Raw genomic sequence first — 18,055 nt, forward strand, 5'->3', positions numbered from 1 at the left:
CAGACTATAAAAAAAGTCAGCGATAATCGCTGACTTTTTTATAGGTTAACCATGTTATTACAACGGCATAGTTAACTGGCTAGTCTTAACAAAGCTTATGCCATACTAAACAAGGTTATGCAAAAGCATCTTGTAATGACGGCACAACTTGTTTCTTACGGCTTAATACGCCGTCTAACCACACTTTGCCATCGACTGTTGGTTTGCCATAAGCACGTTCAGTTAAGTCGGCACTGTCTGAAATCACTAACATTTCAGAGCCTTCTTTCATAATGTCTGTCAGCAATAGCAACACACTATGACGATTGCCTTCTTGCTTTAATAAGGCAATATCAGCCACTAGATCGGCTTTAATGGCGTCAAAAACCGCTAAATCAATCACTTCTAGCTGACCAATGCCCACTAGGTTACCGTTCATGTTGAAATCTTTAAAGTCACGCATCACTAAGTCGCGTGCCGGAGTGCCTTCAACCGCAGACTTAACCTTAAACATATCCATGCCTAGGTCTTTAAAGTCTTCAATACCAGCAATCACCGCTAATGCTTCAACACAGCGAATATCCGCTGTAGTACAGGTAGGTGATTTAAAGATTACCGTGTCACTTAAAATAGCGCACATCATAATGCCAGCGATATTAGCTGGAATTTCTACCTGGTAGAAATCAAACATCATTTTAATAATAGTGTTGCTGCAACCTACTGGGCGGATCCAACACTCTAGTGGTGTTGAAGTGGTTAAGTCGCCGAGTTTATGGTGATCAACAATACCGACAATCGTCGCCTGGGCAATATCGTCCGGTGCTTGAGTCACTTCAGAATGGTCAACAATATACACATCTTCGCCAGCATAGCTGGTTTTATACTCAGGAGCGTCAAAGCCAAATTTGTCTAAAATAAAAGCCGTTTCAGGTGATAATTCACCTAAACGTGCTGCAATAGCAGGCTCACCAATTTGATTTTTTAAATAAGCTAACGCGATCGCACCACAAATTGAATCTGAATCAGGGATCTTGTGACCCACTACATACATTGACATTATAAAGGCTCCTGTAAATTTGCTGCTGATTTTAGCAAGATTTAAATGCTTGACCAATCGTTATCCGAAAAAAAGCTATCATGCTGTGTTAAAAACCTGAAGCTAGCTGAGTCCCAATCTAGCCCTTGACCTAACTGTACTATAAAATCAGGGCTATTATATGTTGAAAGAGGATTTTACTATGTTACTTGGTATTCATCATGTGGCCATTATTTGTGGCGACTATGCACGCTCAAAGACCTTTTATCATCATATATTAGGCTTACGGATAATAGCTGAGAATTACCGCGCCGAACGTGACTCCTACAAGCTGGATTTAGCCTTACCCGATGGTAGCCAAATTGAACTCTTCTCTTTTAATAATGCACCGCTTAGACCCAGTTATCCCGAGGCTCAAGGGTTACGCCATTTAGCCTTTCGTGTCGATGATATTGATCAAGTGGTTGCACATTTAGTGTCGCATAACATTGATGTTGAACCTATTCGTGTCGATGAATACACTCAAAGACGATTTACCTTTTTTAATGACCCCGACGGTTTACCGTTAGAGCTTTATGCTGATCATTTTTAATGCAAAATTAAGCCAAACTCTGTAGTCTCCTGCAACATTTTATCTGTTGTACTTATATTCGCAGGAGCGCTCATTTTTATGTCTATTACCGCCATACAAAATAAACTAAAAATCATTGATCGAAGTAAGACCTTTCAGGGGTTTGTGATTTTTGTCATCGTGGTGTCGGCATTATCGATTGGCGCTCACACCTATCATTTACCCCAATGGTTAGAAAGTAGCTTATGGGTGTTAGACATCGGCATTACGGTGTTTTTTCTTTTCGAATTAATTATTCGCTACCTTGCCAGTGATGGCGTTAAAAGCTTTTTTTCTAAAGGATGGAATATTTTCGACACCATTATTGTGATTGGCAGCTTAATTCCACTCGGCGGTTCAACCGTTTTACTGGCTCGATTATTAAGAATATTTCGCGTATTGCGTTTAGTGTCTATGGTGCCTGAGCTGCGAATGCTGATTAATGCTTTATTTAAAGCCATTCCTCGCATGGGCTACATAGTGTTATTGATGTTTGTCATTTTTTATATTTATGGCGCAGTAGGCAGCATGTTCTTTGCTCACATCAATGAGTTTTTATGGGGCGATGTGTCTATTGCCATGTTGACCCTGTTTCGTATTTCCACGTTCGAGTCGTGGACATCAATTATGTATGAAACCATGGCAGTTTATCCGTTAAGTTGGATGTTTTATTTAAGCTTCATCTTTTTAACCACCTTCACCTTTTTAAATATGATGGTGGGCACGGTATTAGATGTAATGAGTGAAGAAAGTCGTCTGATGAGTGAAGCAAAGGCGAAGCAAGCACTGGACGCACAGCTTGATGAAAGTACTGCTAAAGTGACTGATGAATCGACGGAGCCTTCATCGACTACATCCCAAGTCGCGGCATACGCCAGCGTGGAAGATATGCAAAAGTTGCATGATAAAATTGATCAACTCACCGCCTTGGTCATTCAGCAGCAAGCATCTGTTCTAGCAAATAGCGCAGCTACTACAAAAGTGAAGTAAGTTCTGGTTAATGTACCAACCCTATACATTGGCAGCATCAAGCTGAATTGAACCTGTTGATATTAAAAACAAAGCCCTTAAAAATTTTCAAGGGCTTTTTTTATGGGTTCAGGTTAATCTAAATAGTTCATTTATAAGCACAAGGAATTCGAGTGTCGACGCCGAATGTATTATCTTCTAAAAGCGCATCATCTAGCCGGGCTAAATCGTATTGGTTAGGCGCTTTGGCGGTGATGCCATTAACCATAGCGGTTATTCCATGGGGCATATTAGCGGGATCATTTGCGCTTGAGGTCGGGTTAACCGGTTTACAAAGCCAAGCCATGTCAGCAATTATTTTTGCCGGTAGCGCCCAGCTAGTGGCGTTAGGGATGATAAAAGCCGGCGTTGGTTTAAGCGGTATTCTTATCACCACTTTGTTGATCACTTCACGTCACGTGTTATATGCAATGGCAATGCGTAATCGAATTAGTCCATTACCATTGAAGTGGCGATTGTCGTTAGGTTTTCTATTAACCGATGAATTATTTGCGATAGCCAATCATGGTCAACAACACAAGTTTGACCCTTGGTATGCCCTTGGTGGCGGCTTTACTTTTTATCTTGGGTGGAACATCGCGACTTTCATTGGCATTATCGCAGGACAAAATATTGATAATCTTGGTGAGCTTGGGCTAGATTTTGCCATTGCTGCCACCTTTATTGCCATTGTAGTGCCTACAGTGACTAAACCTTCGGTGTTAATTTGTGTGTTGGTGTCATTAGTATTAGCAGTAGTCTGTGCGGTATTAGGGTTACAATCTGGGCTATTAATTGCCTCATTGTCAGGCATGATAGCGGGTTACAGTTACGCTAAATTAACCGGCGAATTACAGCCAGAAAACCAGCATTCAGAGCTTAATCCTCTTCAACCCGACGGTGCTAGTAAGCAGGCTGCAAACAAGGATGTGCAATAATGATTTGGTTAACAATTATTTTAATGGCGATTATTGTGTTTGCCAGTCGGCATATTTTATTAGAGCCTAAAGTGCCAATACGCTTAAACCAAAAAACACTGACTTTTTTAAGTTATTCCGCCCCTGCAGTGTTAACGGCTATTTTTGCTCCTATCGTGTTTGCGCCTGAAAGTCAGCTCGATATTTCATTGTCTAATCCTTACCTTATCTGCGCCGTCGTTGCGACATTACTGGCATGGCTGACTAAAAATACCCTATTAACCACTATTGTGAGTATGGGACTATTTTTTATTATTTATTAAACCGAACAGTAACTTTGGACGTAATAACTGTCATATAGTTGTATTTAGAGTCAGTTACAATAATCAATGCAACTTTATTCAAGCGGATAAATTAAGCAGGCAAAGCTTAACTAAATAAACGTTAAATACTTAACGATATGAGACGTTAAATCTATTAGGCTTTTGATAATCCAAAACGCTGTGGTAGTTAATAAAGAGGATGTTATGAATAAAACGGTATTAATTACAGGCGTGGGTAAACGGATAGGTTATGCACTAGCAAAGCACTTTTTAGCCCGTGGAGATAATGTGATTGGCACTTATCGCAGCCACTATGACAGCATAGAGCAGTTACGCAAGTTAGGTGCAACCCTTATTCAATGCGATTTAACTGATGCTGCATCGATAGCGCACTTGATTGAGCAAGTTAACGCATCTACTCGTTTAGACTGCATCATTCATAATGCCTCCGATTGGTTACCCGATAACAGCGGCTTAAGCGCCAGTGCAACCATTAACCGTATGATGCAAGTGCATGTAAATGCCCCTTACGAAATCAACTTAGCGCTAGCTGACTTACTGATCTCAACAGCGCAGTTAAATCATCAGACTATTGGTGCCAGCAATATTATTCATATTACTGACTATGTCGCCGAAAAGGGCAGCAAAAAACACATTGCCTATGCTGCTAGTAAAGCCGCGCTGCACAACTTGACGTTATCGTTTGCCGCAAAATTAGCGCCACACGTTAAAGTAAATTCTATTGCACCGGCAATGATTTTATTTAACGAACACGACGATGAAGCTTACAAAATCAAAGCGCTAGCTAAAGCGGTTTTACCTAAAGAAGCCGGTAATAGCGAAATTATTGCGCTAGTGGAATACCTACAATCAAGCCATTACGTTACCGGCCGCAGTTATGCGGTTGATGGTGGTAGGCATTTGGTGTAGTCAACACAGTTTTAAATGAAGATAAAAAACATTTAGACTTCTAGATGGCTATTTGTTAGTGTGGATATTAATCAAGTATCCACACTAACAATCATTCCAAAGGAAGGCGCTATGTCAGCAGATACTCAGTTCACGGCAAATTTAAAGCTTGAATCGCTTGCTTTACACCATGGCTATAAGTCAGAAGCGACCACCAAGGCTGCTGCAGTGCCGATTTACCAAACCACGTCATACACCTTCGATGATACCCAGCACGGTGCCGATTTATTTGATTTAAAAGTGCCTGGCAATATCTATACTCGCATAATGAACCCGACAACGGATGTGCTTGAACAACGCATTGCGGCTATCGAAGGCGGCATTGCAGCCTTGGCCGTTGCATCAGGTATGGCAGCAATTACGTATGCGATTCAGGCGTTAACCCAGGTCGGCGATAACATTGTCAGTACTAGCCAGTTATACGGTGGCACCTATAATTTATTTGCCCACACATTACCCCGCCAAGGCGTTGAAGTGCGTATGGCAGCGTATGATGATTACGCGGGTCTTGATGCGCTAATTGATGATAAAACCAAAGCACTATTTTGTGAGTCAATAGGTAACCCAGCCGGTAATGTGGTCGACTTACAGCGTTTAGCCGACATTGCCCATAAACATGGTGTGCCGTTAATTGTTGATAATACCGTAGCAACACCAGTGTTATGTCGTGCATTCGACCACGGTGCTGACATTGTTATTCACTCACTGACCAAATACATAGGCGGTCACGGTACTACCATTGGCGGAGTGATTATTGATTCAGGTAAATTTGATTGGGTGGCGAATAAAGCCCGTTTTGGATTATTAAATGAGCCAGATCCGTCTTATCACGGAGTGGTTTATACCCAAGCCTTTGGCCCTGCTGCATTTATTGGCCGTTGTCGCGTAGTGCCGCTGCGCAATACGGGTGCTGCATTATCACCACAAAGCGCATTTTTGTTACTACAAGGTCTAGAAACATTGAGCTTACGCATGGAGCGCCATTGCAGTAACGCATTAACTTTAGCTCAGTATTTAGAAAATCATCCTAACGTCAGCTGGGTGAATTATGCCGCGCTACCTAATAGCCCACAATTTGAACGTTGCCAGAAAATTACTGGCGGTAAAGCCTCAGGTATTGTTAGCTTTGGTATTAAAGCGGCAGATGCACAGGCTGGTAAAGTCGCGGGCGGTAAGTTTATTGATGCACTGCAAATGGTGTTACGTCTAGTGAATATTGGTGATGCCAAGTCACTTGCGTGTCACCCAGCCAGTACTACTCACAGACAACTTGATGCCGCTGAGCTTGCTAAGGCGGGTGTATCAGAGGACCTAGTCAGAATCTCTGTGGGTATTGAACACATCGACGATATTATTGCCGATGTGAGTCAGGCACTGGATAAAGCTTCAAGCTAATGCGCTGTTAACTGCAGTGTAATTAAGCGCTAAAAGTAAACGTTAGCTTAAACAAAAATCCCCATTACATATCAATGTAATGGGGATTTTTGTTATCAAGCAACCTATAAAAGCTAAGCGGGCTAAATGACTAGGTCTGTTGATCTTCGCTGCAAAAACAATCTTGAAAGTTCAACAGACCCTAGACGCCTGCTTTGGCTAAACGTCGTGTTGGGGTTATCACTAATGGCAGAGGAATATCCCAGCACTCAATCGGTAAATGGCTCACCTGTTGGCAGTCGTGGGCAAATCCAACCGCCAGAGGTTTATTGTTCACGCTGTTTTTTAAGGTTCGGTCGTAATAGCCGCCACCCATTCCCATACGATTACAACTAGCATCAAACGCCACCAGTGGGGTGACAATCATGTCTAGCTTGGGCGTAGGAATTATGTCTTGTACATTAAGTTTAGGCTCTGAAATACCAAACTTATTCTTAATCAATACCGAGTCGCGATGGTAGTGGCAAAATAATAAATGACCTGGACTGAATGGATGTATTAAGGGTAAATAGGTTTTCACCCCAATATGCCATAACGCTTCAATCAGCTTTTCGGTTGCTAACTCACCATCATGACTAAAGTACAATGCTACGTGCTCGGCATTACGTTGCTGAATTTCAGCTAACATATGGCGGCTAGCAATTAAGGCTAATTGGTGTTGTTCCGCAACGGTAAAGCTTTTACGCTCATGACGAATGTGGCGACGAATAAAGTCACGGCTCATGCCCTGACTATCGAACAAGGCATAACGCTCTTGGTTGCTTAGTTCAAAACCAGAATCTTGATGGGCTAGATTATCAATATGTAAGTGTTGATTATTGGCATCTACAGCAGACAGGGCTTGATTAGCGCTGTCTAAGTTTTTATTTACTGATGAAAAGTAAGTAGTGTTAGCGGGCTCTGACTCTGCAGGTAATTCAGCAGTGTTCATGTAGCGAGTAATAGTCATAAATTAGGATGCTCCCCAAGATACCGTAGTAGGTGTAAGCCCTTGAACCGTAGGTTCAAGGCGGGTAAATGTTCATATCCTAAGGCTTCTCGATACGAGCCGAGCATGCACAATGTCAATGAAAGCATTCACCCTGGGTTTGTAAATATCGGCACAGGGACATTACCCACACACGCGTATCCCAGGGAGCAAAACAGGTTGATAATTGCTAAAGCAAGTATCTAAAACTTATTTTAGTCGTCCTTGCGGCTTCTTTCAATCAACGAATGTTCCAATGTTGATTGTAACAAAGAAATACGCTCGTCCATTTGCGCCATATAGTGTCTATTTTTTTGCTTTTCTTCGTACAGCTCGTTACCAATATTAAGCGCGGCCATAATGGCTAATTCTTCACGACTTAAATTATTGGTACGGGTTTTAAGGTTGGTCAGTTGTTTTTCGACCTCGCTAGCCACCGAGCGTAAGGTATCCTCGCGTCCTTTTGGACATGCGATAGAGTAGGTGCGCCCTAGAAGGGTTATTTCAACTGCGCTGGTACTCATAATGTCGCGGCAAGATCCTTTAATAAAAGCTTATTTTGTTAAAGCCGAACTATATAGGTGTGCCTATCAAAGCGCAAGGCAAGTGCACGCCTTTTTAACTATTTGCTGGATGTCTGAGCAAATCTGTCTTTTATCTCACATCATGGCTGCAAGTATTTGGCGCAAATAGCGAACTCTGCTAGCATTGGGAAAGTTATCGCCCATTAGGAAATCACCATGGCAACCCCACCTTCATTATGTATCGACAACCTTAAAAAAGCGCTCGACGACGCCGAAATTGGCCAGCATCCTGTTGAAGTACATGGCGCATTAGTCGGATTAATTTGTGGTGGTGTAGATCAAGAAAACCATGCATGGGTAGCGCCGTTAATTGATTTAATGAATGACGGCCAGCCGCTAGAAACCAGTTTACTGCAGTTAATAAATGAGCTTTACCAGGACACTGTCGCCCGTTTGGTAGATTTTGATTTTGGTTTTACCTTACTACTGCCAGAAGAAGAAGTGTCGTTATCACATCGTGTTGAAGCCCTGTCGTTATGGACCCAAAGCTTTTTAACCGGTATTGCCATTATTCAGCCTAAATTGAACCAGGCATCGGCCGACGTCAAAGAAGTGATAAAAGATTTAGCCGAAATTGCCCAAGTTGAATTTGATGTTGGCGAAGATGAAGAATCAGAAACCGCTTACGTAGAGTTACAAGAGTTTGTGCGTATGGCCGCGATTTTATGTTACGCCGAGTTTGGTCCTGAGCCATCAATGGATAACGCAGATGACACTCAAAAAGTGCATTAATATTTGATCGCCCGTTTCGGTTTTGATCGTATGTTTAGCTAGTGTGCTTTGACCAATAAACGGTGTGCTTTAACCAGTAAGCAATGAGTTGATATATGAGTTTAGCATCCACAGCAGTATTACAACCCTTTGATATCGTCATTGTTGGCGGCGCCATGGCGGGCGCCTCATTAGCCTTAGGCTTAGCTAAGCTAAATCAAGGCCGAACACAGACATTATCTATTGCCCTTATTGAAGCACATCAAGCCGACGACAGTCACCCAGGGTTTGATGCCCGCTCAATAGCTATTGCTCACGGCTCTATTTTTGAACTTGAACGTTTAGGTATCTGGCCCAAACTGAGCCATTTAGGTACCGCTATTGCCGACATTCATATCTCTGATCGTGGTCATTTTGGTATGACTGAACTCAATGCCAAACCATTAGGTTTACCGGCATTAGGTCAGGTGGTTGAACTAGCCCAAGTGGGTAAAGTGTTATTTGAACAACTGCAACAAGCCAATATCAGTTTGTTTTGTCCGGCTAAACTCAGCCAGTTAACCACAGACACCGACGGCCATTATTTAACTCTGGACGATGGCAGCAGGCTAAGTGCTAAATTGCTGGTGGCCGCAGACGGTGCCAACTCAGTGGTTCGTCAGCAACTTAATCAAGGTGCTGACAGTATCGACTTTAACCAAAGTGCCATAGTCGCCAATATTCAAACCGACCAACTGCATCAAAACTGTGCCTATGAACGCTTTACCGAAACAGGCCCGCTAGCTCTGCTGCCTATGGGCAATGTAAAGGGAATGCAAGCCAAAAATAGTGCTAGATTATCGCTTGTGTGGGCCGTATCGCCAGCGCAAGCACAGCAATTAGCACACACAGATGAAGCCGATTTTTTACAGCAATTGCAGCAAGCTTTTGGCAATAGAGTAGGGCGTTTTACTCAAGTGGGTAAACGAGTGACCTATCCATTAACATTAACCACTATGGCGCGACCGATATTTCATCGCTGCGTGTTTATTGGTAATGCGGCGCAAACACTGCACCCAATTGCAGGGCAAGGGTTTAACTTAGGCTTACGTGACGTGGTGGGTTTGATCAAAGTGATTGAGTCTGAGCTTAATCGTCAACCTACCATTGATAAAAATCTAGATGTCGTGACTAAAACGGATGCAGCAATTGATGTCGGTACAAGCGCTATTTTGCATCAATACTTAGCCTCTCGCCAAAGTGATCGCGACAGCACGCTACGTAACATTGAGTTTTTAGTACGTGGTTTTTCTAATCAACACTGGCCACTCGTGGCAGGGCGCTCAATAGGATTACGGTTACTGTCTTGGCTGCCGCCGTTAAAACGTCCCGTTGCCCAAATTGCGATGGGCTGGCGTTAGCGGCTTAGTGCTGATGATTATAGATTAAACGACTTAAATTTTGACTGACGCTTTATTTGACTGACGCTTTAAAAGGACACTGCTATGTACACCACCCAAACTTTTGATGTCGCCATAGTGGGCGGCGGTATGGTCGGCCTAGCGACCGCAATTGGTTTAGCTGAAGCCAATTTAACTGTGGTGGTTATTGATGCTGGCAGTACACAAGCGCCCAGTGGTGAACCTAAACTACGAGTCAGTGCGATTAATAAAGCCAGTCAACAATTGTTAACCAATTTAGGCGCATGGCAATACCTTGACCATAGCCGAGTCAGCCCTTATCAAAAAATGCAGGTGTGGGACAAAGACGGCATGGGCAAAATTGAATTCGACGCCCACTCAATCAGCGAAAATCATCTCGGCGCGATAATTGAAAACGATGCCATAAGCTTTGCCCTAGCCAAACGCGTCAGTGAACTCAGCAACATTACCTATATTGAACAACAAAAACTGCAACGCATTGCCTTTGGCGAACGTGAAGCCTGGTTAACCCTTGAAAACGGCGACAATATCTCAGCCGCACTGGTGATTGGTGCAGACGGCGCCAATTCCTGGGTGCGTCAGCAATGCCAAATACCGCTAACATTCTGGGACTACGGCCACCATGCTATTGTCGCCACCGTTCGCACCGAACTTAGTCACGATGCAACCGCTAGACAAGCTTTTTTACCCGACGGCCCATTAGCTATGTTGCCGTTATATGATGACAATTTATGCTCAATTGTGTGGTCTACAACACCGCAACATGCTGAGCAGTTACTTGCTGCTGATGATAACACCTTTGGCAAAGCCCTTACCGCCGCATTAGACAGTCGTTTAGGTGTGTGTGAAGTGGTAAGCGAGCGCCATGCGTTTCCGTTAAGAATGCGCTATGCCCGTCATTTTGCCCGCCATCGTTTAGTATTAGCCGGAGATGCCGCCCACACGATTCATCCATTGGCGGGACAAGGGGTTAACCTAGGCTTTTTAGATGCTGCCAGTATTATTCAAACTGTGGCTGAACTGCATGAACAAGGCAAAGATATTGGTGATTATCGCCATTTGCGTGCATTAGAACGCTGGCGCAAAGCGGATGCAATGGAGATGATAGCCACTATGGAAGGCTTTAAAAGACTCTTTGCTGGACGCAATCCGCTTAAAAAAGCCATCCGCGACATCGGATTATCGCTGGTGGATAATGTTGCTGGGCTAAAAACAGTGTTCATCAGACAAGCCATGGGTAACAAGATGACATTACCTAAACTGTGTCGTGAATCGATTTCTTCCTGATAATCCTTAAAATCGCTTATATATCAGGCCATCCAGCGCGATTGATGTTTTTAATCTAAACCAGCTGTAAATTTATTACAGCTTTCGCATTAGCCAAACTAATGCGAAGTAAGTCGGATTAGAAAATTTTCTGGTATACAATTTCACTCTGCCGAGTATAATTTTGTCCAAATTTTAGCAAATACCTAGGTCGTGTTTCTAACATGACACTACCCACAATAAGGGATAATAATGGCTAGCAAAACGGTACTCTTCAATAAGCATTTAGCATCAAAAGCCAAGATGGTCGATTTTTACGGCTGGGAAATGCCAATTAACTATGGTTCACAAATAGAAGAGCATCACGCTGTTCGTCAAGATGCGGGCATGTTCGACGTGTCACACATGACCGTTGTAGATGTAACAGGCACAGACGCTTGTGCATTTTTACGTAAACTATTAGCTAACGATGTTGCTAAACTTCAAGTCGCGGGCAAAGCCTTATACGGCGGTATGCTAGACGAAAACGCCGGTATCATTGATGATTTAATCACTTACTACCTGACCGATACCCATTACCGCGTGGTGGTTAACTCAGCCACACGTGTCAAAGATTTAGCCTGGATCAACAAGCAAGCCGCCGCATTTGATGTGACCATTACCGAGCGCCCAGAGCTAGCAATGATCGCTGTTCAAGGTCCTAACGCTAAAACGAAAGCCGCCAAAGTATTCAATGCTGAGCAAAATGCCGCAGTTGAAGGCATGAAGCCATTTTTTGGTGTGCAGTCTGGCAGCTTATTCATTGCTACCACAGGTTATACCGGTGAAACAGGTTACGAGATTATTGTGCCTGAAGACGAAGCTGAAGCCCTATGGCAAGCTTTGTTAGACGTTGAAGTGCGTCCATGTGGTTTAGGCGCACGTGACACTTTGCGTTTAGAAGCCGGCATGAACCTATACGGTTTAGACATGGACGAAAGCATTAATCCATTAGCCGCTAACATGGGCTGGACTATCGCGTGGGAACCAACTGACCGTGACTTTATTGGCCGCGCCGCATTAACGGCATTAAAAGCCGCTGGTACTGACAAATTAGTCGGACTGGTTATGGAAGAAAAAGGCGTTTTACGCCATGATATGGCAGTGTTTTTTACCGACGAAAACGGTGTAGAGCATCAAGGTGCGATCACCAGCGGGACTTTCTCGCCAACTTTAGGCTATTCTATTGCCATGGCACGTGTACCTAATGGTATTGGTGCTACAGCTGAAGTTGAAATGCGTAAAAAACGCGTTGCGGTAAAAGTAATAGCACCAAACTTTGTACGCAATGGTAAACAAGCATTCTAAGTGTATAGTTTTGTACCAAGAAAAAATTATTGATTAAGCACTAAAATATCAGATAAAGGATAACGACAATGAGCAACATTCCAGCAGATTTGAAATACGCCTCTTCACACGAGTGGATCCGTCTTGAAACCGATGGTAGCTACACAGTAGGTATTACTGAGCATGCTCAAGAGCTTTTAGGTGACATGGTATTCGTTGAATTACCAGAAGTGGGCGACACAGTTACTGCAGGTGAAGATTGTGCAGTAGCAGAATCTGTTAAAGCCGCATCAGATATCTATGCACCTATTTCAGGTGAAGTGATTGCTGTGAATGAATCATTAGAAGATTCACCAGAAAACGTTAACAGCGATGCATACGGCGAAGGTTGGTTTTTCCGCGTAATGCCATCTGATACGTCAGAAGTTGACGGTTTATTAGATGCTGACGGCTATCAAGAAGTTATCGACCAAGAGTAAATCTTGTCGACACTGAGAAGCTCCCTCGGGAGCTTCTTTGTTTTGTGTTACTTAATAGGCCTGGTAAATAATATCAGCAAAATGAGCCTTTTTTGATGATAACGGCGTATTAGACTGTTGTTACACATACCACTATTTTACACATACCCAGTTACTGTGCCCTACAGCCCACAACTGGCATTTTTGGAACAAGGTTAACCATGACCAAGCAAACTCTTACACAATTAGAACAGCACGAATTATTTCTAACTCGTCACATTGGTCCTAGCGCAGCTCAACAACAAGAAATGTTGAACTTTGTCGGCGCTGAGTCTTTAGAAGACTTAACCGCACAAACTGTGCCGGGAAAAATTCGTTTACCGCAAGACCTCACCATAGGTGATTCTTGTGGTGAAGCTGAAGGTATTAGCTACATCCGTGACATTGCCGATCAAAATAAAGTATTCAAAAGCTATATCGGTATGGGTTACTACGGCGTACAAGTGCCTAATGTTATTTTGCGTAACGTGTTTGAAAATCCAGGTTGGTACACAGCTTACACCCCTTACCAGCCAGAAATCGCCCAGGGTCGTTTAGAAGCTATTCTTAACTTCCAACAAGTGTCGATGGACTTAACCGGTCTTGATTTAGCCTCAGCATCATTATTAGATGAAGCCACCGCAGCGGCAGAGGCTATGGCATTAGCCAAGCGTGTGTCTAAAGCGAAAAAAGCTAACATATTCTTCGTTGCCGATGACGTATTCCCACAAACATTAGACGTAGTCAAAACCCGTGCTGAATGTTTTGGTTTTGAAGTGGTAGTTGGCCCAGCATCAGAGGCCGTTAATTACGAGCTATTTGGCGCGTTATTCCAATACACCAACCGTCATGGTCAAATTAGCGATTATTCTGAGTTATTTGCCACATTACGTGACAACAAAGTGATCGTTACCGTCGCGACTGACATCATGTCATTAGTGTTATTAAAGTCACCAGGTTCAATGGGTGCAGACGTCGTATTTGGTAGTGCACAACGTTTTGGCGTACCAATGGGATACGGCGGACCACACGCAGCCTTCTTCGTTGCCCGTGACGAGCACAAACGCTCAATGCCAGGTCGTATCATTGGTGTATCTAAAGACGCCCGTGGTAACCAGGCACTGCGCATGGCAATGCAAACGCGCGAGCAACATATTCGCCGTGAAAAAGCCAACTCAAACATTTGTACTGCGCAAATCTTACTAGCCAACATGGCATCGTTTTATGCAGTATTCCACGGCCCACAAGGCTTAAAAACCATTGCTTCACGCATTCACCGTTTTGCTGACATTCTAGCCGCAGGCTTACAAACTAAAGGTTTAAGCCTAGTCAATAACACCTGGTTTGACACCATCAGTGTTAAAGGCGCCGATGTTGCTGCCATTAATGCCCGTGCTATAGCAGCAGAAATCAACCTACGTATCGACGCCGATGGCGTGTTTGGTGTCAGCTTCGATGAAACCACCATACGTAAAGACATTGCTGCACTGTTTGATGTGATTTTAGGCGCAGGCCATGGCTTAGATGTTGCGGCATTAGATGCGCAAATCGTCGCAAATGGTAGCCAATCAATTCCTGATGCATTAGTGCGTCAAGACGCTATTTTGACCCACCCAACGTTTAATCGCTACCAAAGCGAAACCGATATGATGCGTTATATCAAGCGTTTGGAAAACAAAGATTTAGCCCTAAATCACTCAATGATCTCGTTAGGTTCATGCACCATGAAGCTAAACGCGGCAGTAGAAATGCTACCGGTAAGCTGGCCAGAATTTGCTAACATGCACCCATTCTGCCCACTAGATCAAGCAAAGGGTTACACTAAGTTAATCAACGAATTATCTGAGTATTTAGTTAAAATCACCGGCTACGATGAAGTGTGTATTCAACCAAACTCAGGTGCACAGGGCGAATACGCTGGTCTGTTAGCGATTAAGAAATACCACGAATCTCGCGGCGACGCGCATCGTAACATTTGCTTAATTCCACAATCTGCTCACGGTACTAACCCAGCATCGGCGCAATTGGCTGGTATGCAAGTGGTGGTGACTGCTTGTGACAAACAAGGCAACATCGACTTAGAAGATTTACGTGCTAAAGCATCTGAGTTAGCAGGCAGCTTATCGTGCATCATGATCACTTACCCATCTACCCACGGTGTGTATGAAGAAGCCATCCGCGAAGTCTGTGACATAGTGCACGAGTTTGGTGGTCAGGTTTACTTAGATGGCGCTAACATGAACGCCCAGGTTGGTTTAACATCTCCAGGCTTTATCGGTGCTGACGTATCCCATTTAAACCTACACAAAACCTTTGCTATCCCGCACGGCGGCGGTGGTCCAGGTATGGGCCCAATAGGTGTTAAAGCCCATCTTGCGCCATTTGTAGCGGGTCACGTAGTCGTTAAGCCAGGTCGTGTAAGCGACCATAACGGTGCAGTATCAGCAGCGCCATACGGCAGTGCTAGCATTTTACCTATCAGCTGGATGTACATTAAGCTGTTAGGCACTAAGGGTATTAAGCAATCAACCCAAACAGCATTATTGAACGCTAACTACATCATGAAAAAGCTACTACCACATTACCCAGTATTATTTACTGGTCGTAATGACCGCGTAGCGCACGAATGTATTATTGATTTACGCCCGCTAAAAGAAACCTCAGGCGTAACTGAAATGGACATCGCTAAGCGACTAAATGACTACGGCTTCCACGCGCCAACTATGAGCTTCCCAGTAGCGGGAACCTTAATGATTGAGCCAACGGAATCTGAATCTAAAGTTGAATTAGATCGTTTCATCGAAGCTATGATCTCTATTCGTGGCGAAATTGCCAAGGTAGAAGCAGGCGAGTGGCCAGCAGACAACAACCCATTACATAACGCACCGCACACACTAGCCGATATTATGGACAGCGAGTTTGACTCACGTCCGTACAGCCGCGAAGTGGCCGTGTTCCCAACAGCATCAGCTAAAGCTAACAAGTTCTGGCCAACGGTAAACCGTATTGATGATGTTTATGGGGATAGAAACTTGATGTGTTCTTGCGCACCAATGGAAGATTATCAGTAAATGATAATGGCTACTTGGCCTCGATAATACGGCTTCAGTTTAAGGTTTTTACTGCTCATTGACACCAGTCAACTCCGCGGTAAAAACCTCAAACTTCATTGTCTTCTCATCGCCAGCGACGCAATTATGGTCGTAGTAGGCCAAACGTCATTCCGGTAATGCTTCTGAGCCGGAACCTAAAGCATTAAAAAAGCGACCTTCGGGTCGCTTTTTTGTTTGTGTCACACCAGAAAAGTTCTAAACACACCTCATGGCGGTAATGTTTATTTACGTCATTCCGGTAATGCTTTTGAGCCGGAATCCAGCTTTATTCTTTTACATTGACACCAGTCAACTTGGCGGTAAAAACCAGCGGCTTTTTTTCATACCTTCGGCAGTAACGCTATTTCGGCTGCTTAGTCTCGCTATTACAGCGTTGAACCTCAGCTCCAGAAAGCTCATCACAAAGAGTTTGACACCAGTCAATTCCGCGCTAGAGCATTTGGTTCGCCTGCCGCGGAGCTATTTTTGTAAAGAGTAGCTTCGCCAGCGACGCAATTATGGTGGTAATAGGCTTCATTGAAGTTTAGAGCTTAAAAAAGCGACCTTTGGGTCGCTTTTTTGTGTACTCCATATTATGCACAATGGCTTGCTGACACAGTCAAATATAGTGGCTGCTGGAATGGCTTCATCGCATCAGATTATTGAGTCTCAGCAGCTAATTTTTGCTGCTCTTTTTTGATTAATCCTAAAACATCTGGATCTTTGACTAATTCCTGTTCATTTAAGCTCACACTGATGTTGTTACGAATGGCGTAACAGCCATTACGGCCGAAGTTTTTAAATAACGTGGGTACATTCAAGCCAAGCATTTTATGAATTTTATTCAGATCAGCATGGTAAAAACTGTCTTCAACCGTGTTCATCATGCCGCCGTCAATTTGATCACTTAGCTGTTTTCTGAGGGCAAACTGAATGAATAATAAATGCGGCACGCTGGTTAAACTGTGCATTACAGGCTCACTTTCTGTCGATGAGTGCTGTTGCACGCTCACCAACCAACGGCGTTGATTGTCGGGGTCGCGCCTGCCAGTAATGTGGATGTTAATTTGATTTTCAGGCAATTTTGCCAAACTGTTTTCTTTAACTTGCGCGAGCCATTGTTCTTGTAACCAACTGATGGCAACCAACAGCAACACCATCAATAACAATATTTTGGAGGTTAAACTAATAATTAACCGCGTTTCGCTTGGCGGTTGCCATTGTGCATCGGTAAACAGATGGGTTACCTCTAACATTTGCGCAAACAACGCATACAGAATAATAGTGCCAGCAATAAGTGCGGCTTGTTTGCTGATTCGTTGGTAAAAAGTCACGCAAATGACCCAACCTAAAATACTTAACGTTAGGACAGATAAAATAACATCCGGGATGTATTTCCAATACCGATTATCAATGTTGGAGGTGACAGAAGCGACCACCAGGCCGCCACAAATCACCATCCACACCCAACGTTCATGCAGTTGAAATAAACGTAATCGTCTAGGGCCATATTCAAAAAAGGCCGCTGTTAGCAATAAAAACACGCTATTTAACGTTGAGGTATACAGTCGCATCACGTTCACATCGTCAAACATTAACGCCAGCGCAGGCCAAATAGCCCAGGTTAGGCTCGCTAGGGCAACAAACAATAGTCCTTTTTCCCGCCGCGGAGCGTCGTGTGGTTCTATGTCAGGGGTGGGGTATTTATAGGTTATCCAAAAAATTAAACTCGCCATGCCACAAACACAGAGTTGAGAGATTAAATACCAATGCGGATAGGCAAAGGTTATTGCGGGTAAATTTGGCATAGGGTTCACTGAATTGAGTTACCTTGTTAATGACAATAAGCTTGTATTTTGTTTGATTACACCGTCTAGCGATAAAACACATTAACTTGAGCATAACGTCTATAAAG

General features: G+C 43.6%; 16 protein-coding genes and 1 other RNA gene. 12 read left to right on the plus strand and 5 right to left on the minus strand.

The features are described from left to right. Positions 1-115 precede the first annotated feature (115 nt). Positions 116-1,036: a manganese-dependent inorganic pyrophosphatase gene (locus ACRWQL_RS13450; RefSeq protein ID WP_434931183.1), complete on the minus strand. Its 921-nt coding sequence runs from the start codon at positions 1,034-1,036 to the stop codon at positions 116-118. A 181-nt stretch (positions 1,037-1,217) separates the two neighbouring features. Here ACRWQL_RS13450 and gloA2 point away from each other — a divergent pair, with 181 nt between their 5' ends. From gloA2 to ACRWQL_RS13480, 6 genes are all read left to right on the plus strand, one after another. Further along, positions 1,218-1,607 (plus strand): SMU1112c/YaeR family gloxylase I-like metalloprotein, encoded by a 390-nt coding sequence (gene gloA2, locus ACRWQL_RS13455; RefSeq protein WP_434929135.1) that lies wholly within the window; start codon positions 1,218-1,220, stop codon positions 1,605-1,607. 78 nt (positions 1,608-1,685) lie between these two features. After that, positions 1,686-2,615: an ion transporter gene (locus ACRWQL_RS13460; protein ID WP_434950478.1), complete on the plus strand. Its 930-nt coding sequence runs from the start codon at positions 1,686-1,688 to the stop codon at positions 2,613-2,615. A 224-nt stretch (positions 2,616-2,839) separates the two neighbouring features. Continuing rightward, entirely contained in the window at positions 2,840-3,571 is a 732-nt protein-coding gene (locus ACRWQL_RS13465) for an AzlC family ABC transporter permease (protein WP_434953385.1), read from the plus strand. Beyond that, positions 3,571-3,873 carry an AzlD domain-containing protein gene (locus ACRWQL_RS13470; RefSeq protein WP_226413380.1) on the plus strand — a complete coding sequence of 101 codons (303 nt, stop codon included), beginning with the start codon at positions 3,571-3,573 and terminating at the stop codon, positions 3,871-3,873. Before ACRWQL_RS13465 ends, ACRWQL_RS13470 begins: the two co-directional genes overlap by 1 nt. A gap of 204 nt (positions 3,874-4,077) precedes the next feature. Continuing rightward, entirely contained in the window at positions 4,078-4,803 is a 726-nt protein-coding gene (folM, locus tag ACRWQL_RS13475) for a dihydromonapterin reductase (RefSeq protein WP_434931186.1), read from the plus strand. Positions 4,804-4,914: 111 nt separating this feature from the next. After that, the gene (locus tag ACRWQL_RS13480) at positions 4,915-6,237 is read left to right on the plus strand and encodes an O-acetylhomoserine aminocarboxypropyltransferase/cysteine synthase family protein (protein ID WP_434950480.1); all 1,323 of its coding nucleotides are present in this window, start codon (positions 4,915-4,917) and stop codon (positions 6,235-6,237) included. Between the two features lie 181 nt (positions 6,238-6,418). Here ACRWQL_RS13480 and ACRWQL_RS13485 read toward each other — a convergent pair whose 3' ends face one another. The 3 genes from ACRWQL_RS13485 to ACRWQL_RS13495 all read right to left on the minus strand — a co-directional run bounded on the left by ACRWQL_RS13485 (position 6,419) and on the right by ACRWQL_RS13495 (position 7,767). Beyond that, positions 6,419-7,225, minus strand: coding sequence for a 5-formyltetrahydrofolate cyclo-ligase (locus tag ACRWQL_RS13485; RefSeq protein ID WP_434927124.1), 807 nt, complete (start codon positions 7,223-7,225; stop codon positions 6,419-6,421). Between the two features lie 8 nt (positions 7,226-7,233). Further along, positions 7,234-7,416, minus strand: a non-coding RNA gene (ssrS, locus tag ACRWQL_RS13490) — 6S RNA. A 42-nt stretch (positions 7,417-7,458) separates the two neighbouring features. After that, positions 7,459-7,767: a cell division protein ZapA gene (locus ACRWQL_RS13495; protein WP_226413388.1), complete on the minus strand. Its 309-nt coding sequence runs from the start codon at positions 7,765-7,767 to the stop codon at positions 7,459-7,461. A gap of 216 nt (positions 7,768-7,983) precedes the next feature. On the opposite strand from ACRWQL_RS13495, the gene ACRWQL_RS13500 reads away from it, so the two are divergent. The 6 genes from ACRWQL_RS13500 to gcvP all read left to right on the plus strand — a co-directional run bounded on the left by ACRWQL_RS13500 (position 7,984) and on the right by gcvP (position 16,119). Continuing rightward, the gene (locus ACRWQL_RS13500) at positions 7,984-8,559 is read left to right on the plus strand and encodes a UPF0149 family protein (RefSeq protein WP_434939109.1); all 576 of its coding nucleotides are present in this window, start codon (positions 7,984-7,986) and stop codon (positions 8,557-8,559) included. Between the two features lie 95 nt (positions 8,560-8,654). After that, positions 8,655-9,938 carry a 2-octaprenyl-6-methoxyphenyl hydroxylase gene (ubiH, locus tag ACRWQL_RS13505; protein WP_434950482.1) on the plus strand — a complete coding sequence of 428 codons (1,284 nt, stop codon included), beginning with the start codon at positions 8,655-8,657 and terminating at the stop codon, positions 9,936-9,938. Between the two features lie 84 nt (positions 9,939-10,022). Then, the gene (locus ACRWQL_RS13510) at positions 10,023-11,246 is read left to right on the plus strand and encodes an FAD-dependent oxidoreductase (protein ID WP_434950484.1); all 1,224 of its coding nucleotides are present in this window, start codon (positions 10,023-10,025) and stop codon (positions 11,244-11,246) included. A gap of 231 nt (positions 11,247-11,477) precedes the next feature. Next, on the plus strand, positions 11,478-12,572 hold the full coding sequence (gene gcvT / locus ACRWQL_RS13515) for a glycine cleavage system aminomethyltransferase GcvT (protein WP_434950486.1): 1,095 nt from the start codon (positions 11,478-11,480) through the stop codon (positions 12,570-12,572). Positions 12,573-12,640: 68 nt separating this feature from the next. Then, positions 12,641-13,030, plus strand: a complete 390-nt coding sequence (gene gcvH, locus ACRWQL_RS13520; protein ID WP_434950488.1) for a glycine cleavage system protein GcvH — start codon at positions 12,641-12,643, stop codon at positions 13,028-13,030. A 200-nt stretch (positions 13,031-13,230) separates the two neighbouring features. After that, complete coding sequence (gene gcvP / locus ACRWQL_RS13525) at positions 13,231-16,119, plus strand: aminomethyl-transferring glycine dehydrogenase (protein WP_434950490.1); 2,889 nt, start codon at positions 13,231-13,233, stop codon at positions 16,117-16,119. Positions 16,120-16,799: 680 nt separating this feature from the next. Here the strand turns inward: gcvP and ACRWQL_RS13530 are convergent. Then, positions 16,800-17,948, minus strand: a complete 1,149-nt coding sequence (locus ACRWQL_RS13530; RefSeq protein ID WP_434950492.1) for a hypothetical protein — start codon at positions 17,946-17,948, stop codon at positions 16,800-16,802. Between the last annotated feature and the right edge of the window lie 107 nt (positions 17,949-18,055).

This window comes from Shewanella sp. HL-SH4 (genome assembly GCF_051164845.1).
GTDB lineage: Bacteria > Pseudomonadota > Gammaproteobacteria > Enterobacterales > Shewanellaceae > Shewanella > Shewanella glacialimarina.